This window comes from Citrobacter farmeri, assembly GCF_019048065.1.
GTDB classification, from domain to species: Bacteria; Pseudomonadota; Gammaproteobacteria; order Enterobacterales; family Enterobacteriaceae; genus Citrobacter_A; species Citrobacter_A farmeri.
The window spans coordinates 4,728,539-4,743,513 of record NZ_CP077291.1; the positions used below are offsets into that span (position 1 = coordinate 4,728,539).

The 14,975-nt window shown below is 54.2% G+C and carries 16 protein-coding genes and 1 tRNA gene; 3 read left to right on the forward strand and 14 right to left on the reverse strand.

Going from position 1 to position 14,975, the window contains the following annotated elements:
• Positions 1-189: 189 nt before the first annotated feature.
• Positions 190-284 (forward strand) — tRNA-Sec (locus tag I6L53_RS22320).
• Between the two features lie 166 nt (positions 285-450).
• On the opposite strand, the gene I6L53_RS22325 is transcribed toward I6L53_RS22320, so the two are convergent.
• The 10 genes from I6L53_RS22325 to I6L53_RS22370 form a co-directional block, all read right to left on the reverse strand.
• Positions 451-1,770 carry an anaerobic C4-dicarboxylate transporter family protein gene (locus I6L53_RS22325; protein WP_042323383.1) on the reverse strand — a complete coding sequence of 440 codons (1,320 nt, stop codon included), beginning with the start codon at positions 1,768-1,770 and terminating at the stop codon, positions 451-453.
• Between the two features lie 61 nt (positions 1,771-1,831).
• Entirely contained in the window at positions 1,832-2,677 is an 846-nt protein-coding gene (locus tag I6L53_RS22330; protein ID WP_042323385.1) for a fructoselysine 6-kinase, read from the reverse strand.
• 63 nt (positions 2,678-2,740) lie between these two features.
• Complete coding sequence (fraB, locus tag I6L53_RS22335) at positions 2,741-3,715, reverse strand: 6-phosphofructose-aspartate deglycase (protein ID WP_042323387.1); 975 nt, start codon at positions 3,713-3,715, stop codon at positions 2,741-2,743.
• A gap of 198 nt (positions 3,716-3,913) precedes the next feature.
• On the reverse strand, positions 3,914-4,630 hold the full coding sequence (locus I6L53_RS22340) for a GntR family transcriptional regulator (RefSeq protein ID WP_042323388.1): 717 nt from the start codon (positions 4,628-4,630) through the stop codon (positions 3,914-3,916).
• A 331-nt stretch (positions 4,631-4,961) separates the two neighbouring features.
• The gene (locus I6L53_RS22345) at positions 4,962-5,453 is read right to left on the reverse strand and encodes a GNAT family N-acetyltransferase (protein WP_042323390.1); all 492 of its coding nucleotides are present in this window, start codon (positions 5,451-5,453) and stop codon (positions 4,962-4,964) included.
• 183 nt (positions 5,454-5,636) lie between these two features.
• Entirely contained in the window at positions 5,637-6,734 is a 1,098-nt protein-coding gene (locus I6L53_RS22350; RefSeq protein WP_042323392.1) for an alkene reductase, read from the reverse strand.
• A gap of 18 nt (positions 6,735-6,752) precedes the next feature.
• Positions 6,753-6,965: a YdgH/BhsA/McbA family protein gene (locus I6L53_RS22355; protein ID WP_042323394.1), complete on the reverse strand. Its 213-nt coding sequence runs from the start codon at positions 6,963-6,965 to the stop codon at positions 6,753-6,755.
• A gap of 157 nt (positions 6,966-7,122) precedes the next feature.
• Positions 7,123-7,539 carry an SRPBCC family protein gene (locus I6L53_RS22360; protein ID WP_042323396.1) on the reverse strand — a complete coding sequence of 139 codons (417 nt, stop codon included), beginning with the start codon at positions 7,537-7,539 and terminating at the stop codon, positions 7,123-7,125.
• 26 nt (positions 7,540-7,565) lie between these two features.
• Positions 7,566-8,363, reverse strand: coding sequence for an SDR family NAD(P)-dependent oxidoreductase (locus I6L53_RS22365; protein ID WP_042323398.1), 798 nt, complete (start codon positions 8,361-8,363; stop codon positions 7,566-7,568).
• A 19-nt stretch (positions 8,364-8,382) separates the two neighbouring features.
• Complete coding sequence (locus I6L53_RS22370) at positions 8,383-9,393, reverse strand: aldo/keto reductase (protein WP_042323400.1); 1,011 nt, start codon at positions 9,391-9,393, stop codon at positions 8,383-8,385.
• Between the two features lie 132 nt (positions 9,394-9,525).
• Between I6L53_RS22370 and I6L53_RS22375 the strand changes: the two genes are divergently transcribed.
• Positions 9,526-10,413 (forward strand): LysR substrate-binding domain-containing protein, encoded by an 888-nt coding sequence (locus I6L53_RS22375; protein WP_042323402.1) that lies wholly within the window; start codon positions 9,526-9,528, stop codon positions 10,411-10,413.
• A 95-nt stretch (positions 10,414-10,508) separates the two neighbouring features.
• Here I6L53_RS22375 and I6L53_RS22380 read toward each other — a convergent pair whose 3' ends face one another.
• Positions 10,509-11,024, reverse strand: a complete 516-nt coding sequence (locus I6L53_RS22380) for an anti-virulence regulator CigR family protein (protein ID WP_042323404.1) — start codon at positions 11,022-11,024, stop codon at positions 10,509-10,511.
• 192 nt (positions 11,025-11,216) lie between these two features.
• Here I6L53_RS22380 and I6L53_RS22385 point away from each other — a divergent pair, with 192 nt between their 5' ends.
• Positions 11,217-12,119 carry a carboxylate/amino acid/amine transporter gene (locus I6L53_RS22385; RefSeq protein WP_042323407.1) on the forward strand — a complete coding sequence of 301 codons (903 nt, stop codon included), beginning with the start codon at positions 11,217-11,219 and terminating at the stop codon, positions 12,117-12,119.
• Positions 12,120-12,146: 27 nt separating this feature from the next.
• On the opposite strand, the gene nlpA is transcribed toward I6L53_RS22385, so the two are convergent.
• From nlpA to dgaE, 3 genes are all read right to left on the reverse strand, one after another.
• Complete coding sequence (nlpA, locus tag I6L53_RS22390) at positions 12,147-12,965, reverse strand: lipoprotein NlpA (RefSeq protein WP_042323409.1); 819 nt, start codon at positions 12,963-12,965, stop codon at positions 12,147-12,149.
• 168 nt (positions 12,966-13,133) lie between these two features.
• Complete coding sequence (gene dagF, locus I6L53_RS22395) at positions 13,134-13,877, reverse strand: 2-dehydro-3-deoxy-phosphogluconate aldolase (protein ID WP_042323411.1); 744 nt, start codon at positions 13,875-13,877, stop codon at positions 13,134-13,136.
• Positions 13,864-14,973, reverse strand: coding sequence for a D-glucosaminate-6-phosphate ammonia lyase (gene dgaE / locus I6L53_RS22400; RefSeq protein WP_042323413.1), 1,110 nt, complete (start codon positions 14,971-14,973; stop codon positions 13,864-13,866). Before dgaE ends, dagF begins: the two co-directional genes overlap by 14 nt.
• Positions 14,974-14,975: the final 2 nt, after the last annotated feature.

Consider the following 14,975-nt stretch of genomic DNA (forward strand, 5'->3'; position numbering starts at 1 on the left):
CGATTCTTGTTTTCTGTGATCGCGGTTGCGCCAGAAGATGTGAGGAAATGTAACTAGAGGAATTTATGAGGATTTATATGAAACCGATCATAGTAAAGAGAAAGGGAAGTTAAAAAAGTGAGTGAGGGGGTGTGGAAACGTCAGGAAGTAGCTATAATGCGCCCCGCCTCCATGTAGCAATGCAGGCGCGGAAGATCGTCGTCTCCGGTGAGGCGGCTGGACTTCAAATCCAGTTGGGGCCGCCAGCGGTCCCGGGCAGGTTCGACTCCTGTGATCTTCCGCCAGTTTGCCTCTCCTGAGTTCTCCCTAAGTCAACTAACCCCTTCTGAATGCAGCGATGCTCTCCTGAGGTCAACTCATATCTATTAGATATCATGAACTTTTAGCACGGCTTTGGCGCGTAAAACGATAAATAAACGGCCCCTTAAACGAGCGGGCCGGCGAACAAAATTAACCTAACACCATTTTGCCGATCATCAGCCCCATCGCCACAGAGACAATCACATTCACCAGGCCGGGACGCATAAAGCTGTGGTTAAGCACGTATTTGCCGATACGGGTGGTGCCGGTATCGTCGAAGGCCAACGCCGCGAGGCACTGCCCGGCTACCGGAATAAAGAAGTAGCCGTTAACCGCAGGCCAGGAGCCAATCAGCGCATACGCCGGTAACCCCAACGCCAGCCCCAGCGGCAGCAGAATCAGGGTAGTCGCCGCCTGACTGCTGACCATCGCCGAGACAAAGAACATCATGATGGCGATGAGCCAGGTATGCTCCTGCAACAGCACCTGCACTTCGGATTTGATCAGGTCGATATGGCTACTGACGAAGGTTTCACTCATCCACGCCAGGCCAAAGGCACAAACGATCGCCAGCGCACCGGCGCGGAACACGCTGCCACTGAGGATGTGATCCACCTGCGGGCGGCACAGCAGCACAATCAGGCAGGCAAAAGAGAGCATCACAATCTGGATCGCCGCCGACATCGAGAGCGGTTGCAGCCCTTTGGTGGTTTCAACCAGCGGACGCAGGCCCGGCACTAGCCCCAGCAGCACAATCACCACCGCGCCGGTCAGGAACAACAGCACCGAGAGTTTCGCGTGTGGCGCAATTTCAGTGCTGCGCTCCGCTTTGCCGATCGGCTTGAGCAACCCTTCCGCCAGGCGACGCTGGTATTCCGGATCGTCCTTCAGTTCCTTGCCTTTATTAAAGGTGGCGATCGCTCCCGCCGCCACGCCAATCAGCGTCGCCGGGACGCAAATCATCATGATAGTGGAAATAGAGATGCCGAACGGGGCCATCAGGCCAATCATCGCCGCCATGGCCGCCGAAATCGGGCTGGCGGTTATCGCCTGCTGAGACGCGATGACCGAAATCGACAGCGGACGCTCCGGGCGAATGCCGGAATCCCGCGCCACTTCGGAGATCACCGGCAGCAGGCTGTACACCACATGCCCGGTGCCGGACATAAAGGTGAAGATATAACAGATAAACGGTGCCAGCAGCGTGATATAGCGCGGATGGCGGCGCAGCATTTTTTCCGCCAGCCGGACTAATAAATCCAGTCCGCCGGACGCCTGTAATGACGATGCCGCTAATACTACCGAGAGAATAATTAAAATAACATCAATGGGCGGCGACGAGGGCGTCAGGCCAAAACCAAATACCAGAACGCCAACGCCAAGGCCGCCAACCATACCTAAAAATACGCCGCCAATACGCGCACCAAACATCAGGGCAACCAGGATAAAACACAATTCTGTCCAGAACATACTTACCCCCGGATAATGGAGTGAATTCCAGTTATGTTTTTATGTAATCGGTGAAAGGCAATTAGCCGGAATACGGTTTACCAAAGCCAAACGCGCCATAATGATGTAAGACCTGGCCCGCGGATTTCCCGCCTGCCGTCATGGCGCGAATAATATCGTCATGGTCCGGTTGGGGTTTATCGCATGCCAGAATGGATAGCATAAAGCCAGTTAAAAAAGCATCCCCCGCGCCGAGAGTATCGACCGGTTGAATATAAACAGGCTGCCACTCAATAAGTTCACCGCCGGCATAGTAATAAACCTTTTCATGCCCGCGGGTAGCGATAACATGTTTACAACCGTAATCGTATAAATTATAAATTTTATTAATCGTCTCTTCGACCGATAATGCGCCGCAGGAAATAAAACCATAATCGACCCACGGACATACCTGTTGAAAATAGTCGTCAGTCCCTCGCCCGGAAAAATCAAACGACAGGGTGACATTGCGTTGTTTAATTTTTTCTAATTCCGGTTCGAGAAATCCATTAATGCTGGAGTGCACCGCATCGAATTGCGCAATATAATCGAGATCGTCGTCGGATAATTGCAGCGGGTGTTCCCGTAATACGCCGTTTTTATTACTGGTGACAAATTCCCTGTCGCCATCCACCAGCCGGATACAGGCATAGCCGTTTTCCCCGACATAGTGGCGACAGCGCTGACTGTCGATGTTCAGTTCCTGCAATGTTTCCTGCACGTGCCGTGCGGCGGCATCGTTGCCGAACGCGCCAAGAAACGCGCTTTCACAGCCCGCCAGCCGGGCATACACCGCGAAGTTCAGTGCATTACCGCCGGGATACATCACGCCGGAATGGAGATATTTATCAACGACATTATCACCAATGCCAATCACCTTAATGTCCATCATTATTCCTTGTTGATAACGATAAATCGAGCGTCCCTGCCCCTGCGTCAAATCCTGGCGTGATTAATATTCGACCTTCCACATGTAGCGGCGGGTCGTTAACGGATGCTGGCGGATCTCAGCCAGAGCACGGTTATAAACCGGATAAACGTTATTGAACAACGAATGGTTGAAGTAATCGATCACCGTCGGCTTGATGGTGGAGAGACCCAGCTCTTTAGCATCCACCACTTCGATGCGGCGGCCATATTTTTTCAGGAAGTTCAGGGCGCGCTCATCTACCGCACGGGTGCTGCCTTCAGAGAACTGGAAGAAGAACGGCGTGTTGGCATCGGTGATTTCAAACGGGCCGTGGAAGAACTCGCCGCTGTGGATGCAGGCGGAGTGGATCCACTGCATTTCCATAAAGATGCAGATGCTCTGCAAATAGGCCGCGCCGTAACCCGCACCGCTCGCCATGGTGTAGATGACTTTGTCGTCTTTGTATTCCTGGGCGAACGCCTGGGCGCGGTTCTGCAAATGATCACACGCGCGGTACACGATACGGTTGATTTTGCTCAGTCCGTCCTGGAAATCCTCATAATGGGCATAACCTTCGGTCTGGTTGAGAATTTCTACCGCGGTGATCAGGCCCTTAAGGGTTTTCTCTTCGGCGATGTCTTTGCCGTCGCCGAAGCTGTAGGTTTCTACAAAGTCGCAGTGAGCCACCAGCGGGGAGTCGGTCACCCAGGTCAGGCCAATAACCGGTACGCCGCGGCTCTGGGCCAGCTCTGCCGCTTTGATGGTTTCCGGGGTGTTGCCTCTGTGGGATGCGACCACTACCACCGCGTTGTCGCCCAGTGCCACCGGCGGGTTATTGATAAACTCACCACTGTTGTACAACCCGACGGTGACCTTAGTGGCTTCTTTTTCCAGGAAGGCTTTCGCCGGGTAAAACGCCGCATACGAGCCGCCGCAGGCGACGTAATATACGTGCGTGATCCCGCCTTTCTCTGCTTTATTGTCCACAATGCCGTTAATGATTTCTTTAATACTCATCACTTTTCCCCTTGGGTCGTTTCTGACGTTAACCGCGTGACAGCCGCGCGCCAATCAATGTATCTAAATGTATTGTTATAAATGTATAACATTGGAATACATTTCGATCAACGTGTGCCCATACAAAAAATCGGGATCCGCGATGCGGATCCCGATTTACGCTGAAACGACGTAACGATCAACGGTAAAAAATGGGGGTCAGACGGTAAAACGCAGTTTGTCGCCGACAATCAGTTGATGAGATATGCAGGACATTTCACCTTTGTTATCAATCATCTCGCTTTTAATCGAGATCAACGGATAACGGTTAGCGACGCCGAGATAGTGGGCCACCTCAAAATTAGCGTATACCAGCTCAATGGTTTTGCTGGAGTGGGTAAACCACAGGCCATGCTTGTCGCGCAGAGTATCGTACAGGGAATGGCTGTTGAGATCTTCATTCAGCAGTGCGGCGAACTGCGGGGGGAACCAGACCGTTTCCAGCGATACCGGCACGTCGTCGGCATAGCGAATACGCTCAATCACCACCGCTTTTTCCCCATCGGGGATGTTCAGTTTGGCGCGGGTGTCCTCATCGCAGGCCTCAAACACCGACTTGATGGTGCGCGAACCCGGGCGGCGGCCCTGGGAGCGGCACAGCTCACTGAAGCTCATGATGCCGGTCATACTGCGCTGAAACTTCTCGCCGGATACGAATGTCCCTTTACCCGAGACCCGGGTAAGAAAGTTTTCCCGGGTCAGCGCATCCAGCGCCTTTCGCACCGTTACGCGGCTCACCTGCCAGCTGGCACTGAGATCGTTTTCGGTTGGGATCTGCTGCCCCGGCTGATATTCGCCGCTTAAAATCGCCTCTTTCAGGGCTTCTTCAAGCTGCTTATACAGCGGTTTGGCACTTGAGGTATCCGGCAGATTCACGTTATGTATCCTTTTGTATTATCATAAGGCAGGCAGCGCATGGTTTACAATATACAACAATTTGCTTATGGCTACACTTGAACAGTGATTACTCAGCAAGGAAAAAAGTGTTTGCAATAGAATTGCTGCACAGTTCAGATTGCACCAGTGCCAGCATTCGGGAGGGAGTCACGCGCGATGAATACATACTTATTGCGCAGCGTTATCCTGACTTAACCTTAAGTACTCATTTTTACGAGAACAACCCATGAATACTTTACCTGCCATAAAGATAAATAATCAATAAATTCAATCTAGTAACATGTTGAATACGACTCCCGTGATCGACCTATTACAACGCCATCACCATCTCGTGCCACGCCATCCCGCCGTGCTCGGATTCTGACGGTTTGACGTAGCGATAGCCAAAGTGGGCGTAGAGATCGACATGGCGGTCTTTGCACATCAGGTGAATCGTCTTTTTGTGCATTGCTTTCATCCGCGTCACAAACTCACGCATCATCAGTGACGAATAGCCTTTACCTTGAAAATCCGGGTGCACCACTACCGACATAATCACCGCATTGGGCGCGTGCGGATCGTGCCCCACCAGTTCCTTAAATTCTTCATCAGACATCACCACCTCCCAGGCGCATCCGGCATTGATAAAGCCAGCCACTTCACCGTTGAGTTCCATGCACATGAATCCCTGCGGATAGCGCTGGATACGAGTGGCGATCTTTTCCCGGGTTGCCGCTTCATCGCCTTCATAGGCAAGCGTTTCAATCTCATAGCAGCGATCAACATCGGCGGGTACGGCCTGACGGAATAGCGGAGTGGACATGCGTTTACCTTTTCTTGAATCAACTGGACAGCCTCATCATACCTGCTGACAACAGGGTTTACGCTGATTGTATTCACATGAAGAATGAAGGGTGTGCATTCCATCTTACACAAAGCCCGGCGCTGTGTGATTCGCCGGGCCATTTATAGATGCGCGAGCAGATGGACGCGCTGCGTCATGAAATCAGCTAGCCGGGTAATCCAGATACCCTTCCTTCCCGCCGCCGAAGAACCTCTCTTTAATGGGCGCATTCAGAGGTAAGTCATTTTTCAGACGATGCGGCAGATCCGGGTTGGCAATAAACGGGCGACCAAAACCAATCAGGTCAGCCCAGCCGTTCGTCAGCGCCTCTTCAGCACGCGCTTTGGTGTATTTACCGGAGTAAATCAGCGTACCGTGGAAGATAATACGCAGCGCTTCTTTAAACGCAGCAGGCATGACCGGCGCATCTTCCCAGTCCGCTTCGGCGATATGAATATAGGCAATACCCAGATCGTTCAGCACGCTGGCCGCCGCCAGGTAGGTCGCTTCCGGTGTATCATCTTTTGACCCCATCAGCGTGGTTAACGGGGCGAGACGAATGCCCACTCGCTCTTTACCAATTGCCGCAGAGACCGCCGTCACCACCTCTCGCATAAAGCGCAGACGATTTTGCAGCGAGCCGCCGTAGTCGTCATCACGCAGGTTGGCCTGTGAGTCAATGAACTGGTTGATCAGATAGCCGTTCGCCCCGTGCAGTTCAATACCGTCGAACCCTGCGGCGATAGCATTGCGCGCCGCCTGGGCATAGTCATTGACGATAGCCGGGATCTCTTCCCGCGTCAGGGCTCGCGGCATGTCATGCTGCACCATCTCGCCGACGCCATTTTCCGGACCGCGCCCTTCAACATCGACAAACACTTTCACCCCTGGCGCCTGAATGGCGGAAGAAGAGACCGGTGCCGCGCCGCCAGGCTGCAAAACGGTGTGCGAAACACGACCGACGTGCCACAGCTGAGCAAAGATTTTACCGCCCGCCTTGTGTACGGCGTCAGTGACTTTTTTCCAGCCAGCAATCTGCGCTTCGGAATAGATGCCAGGCGTCCAGGCATAGCCCTGGCCCTGTTGGCTGATTTGCGTGCCTTCGCTAATGATGAGCCCTGCGCTGGCACGCTGTGCGTAATAGTCCGCCATCATGTCAGTCGCGACGTCGCCTGCCCCGGCGCGAGAACGCGTCATCGGCGGCATAACAATCCGGTTTTTTAACGGCAAGGCATTCAGCGCATAGTGATCGAATAACATAATGGGTTCCTCTCGCGATTATTTATACAGTTCTGCACTCATGGTGACGGTGTTGCCCATGCGCGCACTGGTAATTTTGTATTCAGAGGCATTCATCTCTTTGGCTTTTTGCGCGATGACCGCTTCAGCGGAATCCAGCGTGGTGCCGGTTGCCGTAACGCTTTGCGCAGAGGCGTTAAACGCCACAGCAGAGAACAGAGAGGCAGTAAAAATAGCGAAAATAGTTTTCATGTTTATATCCCAGAATAAAGTGATAATTTGGCGTTGATTAACGCGATGGAAGAAGAATACGCCTGTCTACAGATGACATAAATGATACAAATGACAATAGACTATTGCGTTTTAGTTAATAATAAGGCGTCGGATCCTCCGACGCCTGCAGGTCGAATCAGGAAACAAAGTTGTCCTTCAGCGCCTTGAGACCATCACTGTAGATGCCCGTAAACAGCGCCTGAGCCTCTTCGTCAGATACGTTCACCGGCGTGAATTCGCCGGACCATTCCACGCGGGAAATCTGGCTGTCGGCGGTCTCATGAACCGTGATGGTTGAGAGGTAATTCACCACCGGAAACGGCGCCTGAATAATGGAGTAGGTGTAGCTGCGCTGACGATTATCAAACGCTTCCAGACGCTCAATCACGGTACCGCCGTCGGAAGTTGTCAGCGAACGCACGCGCCCCCCTTCTGTCACCACGCTTTTCGGGATGAACGGCAGCCAGTCCGGCAACGCGTCAAAGCCGCCCATCAGTTGCCATACTGCGTCGGCAGAAGCCGGAATTTCAATCGATACACTTGTCTTAGCCATGATATTTTTCTCTTAAATTTATAGGGTTACATTGTCAGGGTGTCGACGACGCCGCCATCGACGCGCAGGGCTGCCCCTGTCGTTGCCGAAGAGAGCGGAGACGCGAGATAAACCGCCAGATTCGCCACTTCTTCCACATCCGCCGCACGCTGGATGATGGAGCTCGGGCGCGCCGTTCTGACAAACTCGTCGGCTTGTTCACGCGGGCTACGTCCGGACTGTGCGGCGGCGTCCGCCAGCATCTCCTGCAGGCCATCGGTAAAAGTCGGCCCCGGCAGAATGGCGTTAACGGTCACACCGGTTCCGGCGAGTCGCTTCGCCAGACCGTGGGACACCGCCAGATTCGCGGCTTTTGTGACGCCGTAGTTGATCATGTCGCCGGGGATAGCCACGCCCGATTCGGACGAAACAAAGATAATTCGCCCCCAGCCCTGTTCCGTCATGGCTGGCGCATAATGACGCGCCAGACGAACGCCGGAGAGGACGTTGACGTTATAGAAGTGCAGCCACTCGTCATCCGGAACGCTGAAGAAATCTTTATCGTTGAAAATCCCCAGATTATTGACCAGCACATCCGTCGTCGGAACGGCGGCGATCAGCGCATTTACGCCATGTTCGGTGCTGAGATCGGCCACCACGCCACGCAGCGACGCCGCAGGATTTTGTGCCGTAATCGCGGCCATCGCGTCATCGACGCCGCGCTGTTTACGCCCGACGACAACCACCGTTGCGCCTGCTTTTGCCAGTCCGGCGGCAATACCCTGCCCAATACCGGAGGTTGAGCCGCTGACCACAGCGACTTTACCTGTCAGATCCAGTTTCATCTTTTTCTCACTCGGTTGATTAACGGGTCGGCAGCGGCGCGTTTTCCGCAACCAGAGCCTGACGGCGCATTTCCGTCCAGAATTCAGCCGGAACGGTTGCATTCAGCGCAGCCAGATCTTCCGCCATACGGCCAGGACGGCTGGAGCCAGGAATAACCGCCGCGACGGCAGGGTTTGCCAGCGCGAACTGCAGCGCCGCTGCTTTAACATCGACGTTAAAATGCGCGGCAATGGCGTGAATTTGCGCCACTTTCTGCTTAATGGCCGGGGAGGCTTTCTGATATTCAAAGTGCTCACCACCTGCCAGTACGCCGGAGCTGTAAGGGCCGCCGACGACGATATCGACGTTATGTTCCAGCGCTTCTGGCATCAGGCGTTGCAGTGCACGTTCGTGATCCAACAGGGAATAACGACCCGCCAGCAGGAACGCATCCGGCTTCGGCTCATCAAGCGCCAGCGTCAGTTCACAAGGTTCAACGCGGTTCACGCCCAGTCCCCACGCTTTGATCACGCCCTCGTCACGCAAACGTGTCAGCGCACGAAATGCCCCCGTACGGGCAATATTGAACTGCTCCAGCCAGCTGTCACCGTAGAAGTCCTGCGCCGGATCGTGGATCCAGACGATATCCAGATGGTCCGTTTTCAGGCGTTTCAGGCTGTCTTCAATCGAGCGCAGGGTGGCATCGGCAGAGTAGTCATTCAGAATTTTGTTCTTCAGGCCGTGTTCGAAAAGACCGCCTTTCTCACCAAAATCACGTTTGGCGGGATCTTCCATTTCGTCCAGCATGATGCGGCCGACTTTACTGCTCAAAACATATTCATCGCGTGGATACTGAGACAGCGCTTCGCCCATACGAATTTCAGAAAGGCCAGAGCCGTACAGCGGCGCGGTGTCAAAGTAGCGCACGCCCAGGTTCCAGGCTTCGCTCACGGTGGCGTGGGCCTCTTCTTCCGGAATGGCACGGAACATGTTGCCGAGCGGCGCGCCGCCTAAGCCGATTTTGCCGGGAAGTAAATTTTTAATGCTCATAAGATGTCCTCAAGTATTCGGGTTTAGTTCGGGCGTTTTTTGCTATCGCCCTGTGACGGAGCTCACAATACCTTGCAAGGTTGTGACTTGATAGGACATAATTCGTCTAACTTAAGTCCTTTGAGGTCTGACATGATTGATTTACGCCAACTGAAATACTTCGTGGTGGTCGCAGAAGAAGAGCACGTAGGACGTGCTGCTGAGCGACTGCATATCTCGCAATCGCCGCTCAGCCGCCAGATTGCGCAACTGGAAGAGCGCCTGGGACTGATGCTGTTTGAGCGCAATCAACAACGTATCCGACTGACTGCTGATGGGCAGACATTCCTCGCCGAAACGCGCTCATTGCTGACGCATGCCAATCGTCTGGAATCACTGGGTAAACGTCTGGGACGCGGTGAAGATGGAGGCTTGTGTATTGGCTATATTGAAAACGCCATGCATTCCGGCGTGCTTTCTACGGCGTTGCGTACGTTACGCTTATCGCGCCCGGATGTGCATATCGCGCTTTACAGCCAGCCACCGGCTACCCAGATTGAAGGTTTGCGCCAGCGCAGCCTCGATTTTTCACTGGTCGATACACCGCCCACAGACAGTGAACAGGATCTGGAATACATTCAGGTTCTGGACGATCGCATGCTGTTGGCCTTACCGCAAAATCATCCGCTGGCGGAGGAAGAAAACCTTGTCGCAACACAGCTTGCCAACCAGCAGTGGATTGCCGTTATTCATAATGACGATGCCCATTCCCGTGATGATTTTGTCGCGGCCTGTGTCAAAGCCGGGTTTAATCCCGATATTCGTTTAGAAGCTGGTGAACCGCTGACAGCATTAGGTCTGGTCGCTGCAGGATTAGGTCTGGCATTAATTCAACATAGCCTGCGTCACAATGCGCCGGAGGGCGTGGTATTACGCGAATTGCCGTGGATGAATTATTCCACGCAACTATGGGCTGCCTGGCATAAAGCCAATCAACGCCCGTTGGTATCCCATTTCCGCCAGATCCTACGCGGTGAATAAAAAAGCCAACGCACGTGCGATTCTTTCACGATGATTGGTGTTAACGTTGCGTTCTGATGCAAAAGCCGGTGAGATTTCCCCGGCTTTAAAAGATATTAATCAAACACACCGTTGATAATTGCGGTTACCACTGCGGTACTCAGCGCTATCAGCACTAAATCATCCCCAACGATTCTCCACTCATAGCCCGGATAGTAAGGGAGTTCTCCCAGCATCGATGCCGGAACCGCCTTTTTCGCGATCCCCGGAGGAAGCGGTTTTCCTCGTGCCAGGTTTTTCGCGATTCCCGGAGGCAGAGAATCATATCCCGTCAGGCCGTAGTTCACCGCCAGATGACGCGCTGTCGCGAAACTGATGTCAGACTCGACGTGATCGGGTTTGCCGTAATTTTTACGATGATCGGAAGAACCGTTGTTTTTCTGGGCCGGATTTCCTTTTTGTCCATGATTCCCCTGGTTACCTTTATTCCCCTGGTTGCCACTGCTGTTGCCCTGACCGCCGCCATGACCATTTCCGTTGCCATTTCCCGGATTTGCCATAACCGGCGCGGCAAACAGAGAGAGAGAAACCAGAGTGGCCAGCACAGCCGTTAAACCACGACGCTTACCCATGATGTGTTCCTTCCTGCTGAAGTTTCATTTTGACAATAGAACGCCGCCATCCCCCGCGCAATGTCAAAAACTCCTGGATTCGAATTTGCATGCAGACCGTGAATAAACAACCTGTTATGGCGAGGGAAACGCTTCTGTCTTATCTGTTATCATGCCTGCAAATAACGTCCAAAAAACAAAGCCGAGGAAAACATGGGGTCCACCAGAAGAGGGATGCTGAATGTCCTGATTGCCGCCGTTTTATGGGGAAGTTCAGGGGTCTGCGCGCAGTACATCATGGAGCAAAGCCAGATGTCGTCGCAATTTCTGACCATGACGCGTCTGATATTTGCTGGCTTAATTCTGCTGATGCTCTCCGTGGTTCACGGCGACAAAATCTTTTCCCTTTTCAAAAACCGCAAAGACGCCCTGAGCCTGCTGATTTTTTCTGTCGTCGGCGCGCTGACGGTACAACTCACCTTCCTGCTGACCATCGAAAAATCTAACGCCGCGACTGCCACGGTGCTGCAATTTCTGTCGCCAACGATCATCGTGGCGTGGTTCGCGCTGGTGCGTAAGGCCCGTCCCGGCGTGCTGGTGCTGACCGCAATCCTCACCTCGCTCATCGGCACCTTTTTGCTGGTCACGCACGGCAACCCGACCTCACTGTCTATTTCACCCGCCGCGCTGTTCTGGGGGATTGCCTCAGCGTTTGCCGCCGCGTTTTACACCACCTACCCGTCAACGCTGATTGCGCGCTACGGCACCTTGCCGATTGTCGGCTGGAGTATGTTAATCGGCGGGATGATCCTGTTGCCGTTTTACGCCGGTGAGGGCACAGATTTTGTGGTCAATGGCAGCCTGATTCTGGCGTTTTTTTATCTGGTGGTGATCGGCACGTCGTTGACGTTCAGCCTGTATCTGAAAGGGGCGCAGATGATTGGTGGGCCGAAAGCGAGCATTTTAAGCTGCGCCGAACCGCTGAGCAGCGCGTTGCTGTCGTTGCTCTTGTTGGGGATTACCTTCACCCTGCCGGACTGGCTGGGCACGCTGCTGATTCTGTCTTCCGTGGTGTTGATCTCAATGGATTCCCGCCGCCGCGCCAGAGCTGCCTGACAGACTCCGGTGCGGCAACGGTCACTCTTACCAACCCGGCACCGCGCCGCCGTTAAAGATCGTTTCTGCCGCTTTGGCGACCTCAGGTGACTGATAAGAGGCCAGAAATTCCTTCACATTTTCCGCATCTTTATTGTCTTCCCGCGCCACGAGGATGTTCACATACGGCGAATTTTTATCTTCGATAAACACGCTGTCGTGAACCGGAGAAAGCCCGGTTTGCTGAATGTAAGTGGTGCTGATAATCGCCACGTCAACTTTCGGGTCGTCCAGTACACGCGGCAGTTGTGCCCCTTCCAGCTCCATAATCTGTAAATGACGCGGGTTGGCGGTAATATCCAGCGCCGTCGGCAGTAAACCTTTTCCTTCTTTCAGGGTAATCAACTGCTCTTTTTGCAACAGCAACAGCGCACGCCCGAGGTTGGTAGGATCGTTCGGGATCGCCACCGTCGCGCCGTCTTTCAGTTGATCCACCGTTTTGATTTTTTTCGAATAACCGGCCATCGGGAAGACAAAGGTATTCCCCACCGCGACCAGCTTATAGTTGTGTGCCTGATTATCCTGCTCAAGGAACGGACGATGCTGGAAAACGTTGGCATCCAGTTCACCGTGATTGGTGGCATCGTTCGGCAACAGCGAGCCGCTGAAACCGACCAGTTCAACATCAAGCCCATACTTCTCTTTCGCCACTTTTTTGGCGACTTCCGCCACATCCTGCTCAGCGCCGTTAATCACGCCGACTTTAATGTGCTTTGCATCGCTGCTCTGCTGGTCGCAACCGGCCAACAACAATCCTGCCAACAGTACCGCTGCCCCTGTCCGTAAATGAGGTATCGTCAATTTCACGTTTTTATCCTTTTGAAATAACCGCCTGATGAGTAATGAAATGACTATAGCGGGAAGGGCGCTGCGGTTTAAAAAACGAAAAGGTATCAATAAGAAGAAAAAAGCATAAAGCGGGAATATTAAAAAATGCCGATGGCGCTGCGCTAACCCTGCGCAGCGCCATTCGGTTCAGACCAATGCTTTCACGATCTCCATTAATCGGACGATATCCTCAGGTCGGGTATTGCCGGTTTGTGGGTCGATAATTGAGGTGTATAAATGCGGCATTACGCGTGGTACGCCTGCCTCCAGGCAGGTTTGCAGTATGACGCCAAAGTTTTCCACATCAATGCCCCCCGTTGGCTCGATCAGCGTCATGCCGTTACGAGCTGCGGTAGTTGCCAGCACGTACAGCTCAGAAAGCGACTTTTCACCGCCCATTGGGAAGAACTTCGCCGCGTGCGCCCCCATATCCTGCATCATCCGCACGGCGGCATCACAGGAGACGCGCGCCGGCGTACCCTGGCTGCTGCTGACCCCAGTAGAGATAAGCACCTCGCCCGGCGTACCCGTCGGGCTAACCAGCGCATTGATGTGGGTCTGTTCACCTCCCGTCGCCGCCAGCGCGCCGGCGGCAAAACCACTCCCGGTAAAGGTCTGGTTGACGTGCGCCGGATGGACCTGTGATGCAATCATCGCCGCCTTGTAATACTGCGCCGGATCGCCCGCCCCCAGGCCCACGGAAATCGAGGGAACGTCCGCCATCCAGCGTTTTACTTCCTGAACGCCTTCGTCGATCGACGAAAACTGCGCGGACAGGATGCCAATCACCGCATGTCCCTCAGCGGCGTCATAGATTTCCCTGGCGTTAGCGATATCTTTCGCCAGCACGTTAATCGCCACACGTTGACGATAAAAATTAATCTGCTGCATGTTCTGCTATCTCCTTGAGTCGCGCCACAATCAACGCCATTTCCCCCTCAGCGACCGTGCGTGGGTCGAGGCTAAAAACGCCCTGATGGAGGTTATAGCGCCGTGCGTAAATGGCGATATCGCCACCCCGCAGTTGGGCTTCGACTTCACGCGCGTCCAGACCGAGCGTCTGCGCATCAACCCGAACGCGAATGCGCCAGATGGCGCGCCCGGCTTCGTCCTGCTCAATATCGGCGGTCAGCCCGCGGATGGCCGAAATTGCCTCCGCGGTCGGTTGTAACTGTTCGGCGGTCACCACGGTCTGCCCCTGGTGATAATTTTCCAGCGCATATACCAGCCCGACCATGTTCTCTTTGCCTATCTTCATCGCTCTGGCGATACCGTGATGCTGCGCTTTACAGGCGGCAATCCACGGTTTCTTGCCGGTGATAAACCCCGAGGTTGGCGCATTGAAGGCTTTCGCTCCGCTGTAGACAACCATATCCGCCCCGCTCGCCACCCAGGCGTGTAAATCCTCCTCGGCAGCGGCATCGACAATCAACGGCAGATTGTGGATCTGCGCAACCTGCACAAAGTCGTCAATGCTGAGCATGCCTTTCTGCACGCAGTGGTGCGATTTCACATACAACAGCGCGGCGGTCTCGTCCGTAATTGCGCTTTCCAGTTGCCAACGCGCCGCGAGATTGCTCGCCCCGACCTCCACGACGCGCCCGCCGCCCAGACGAATAGCGCTGGTGATGGGGGCGCCATAGTCCACGTTATGACCGCGCAGCATCACCACCTCGTTAGCCATTCCTCTACTGTCCGGCATGAGCGCTACTCTGAGCGGGTCGCCGCGGGTAATGGCGGCGGCAACGGCAATGGCGATCCCCGCCGACGCGCAGGAGGTGACATAGCTGTCCTGCGCGCCGGTATAGCGGGAAACCAGCTCACCGGTACGATCCACCAGCTTGTCGATTTCGACAAAGGTGGAGGCCGCCCGCGCAGTGGCCTGCATCACCTGGGGCGCGACGCTGGAGACGCCAAGAATCGTCATCTTGCCGCAGGCGTTAATCACCTGTTTTAGCCCCAGCTGTTGATAGATATTCTGTGTCATGA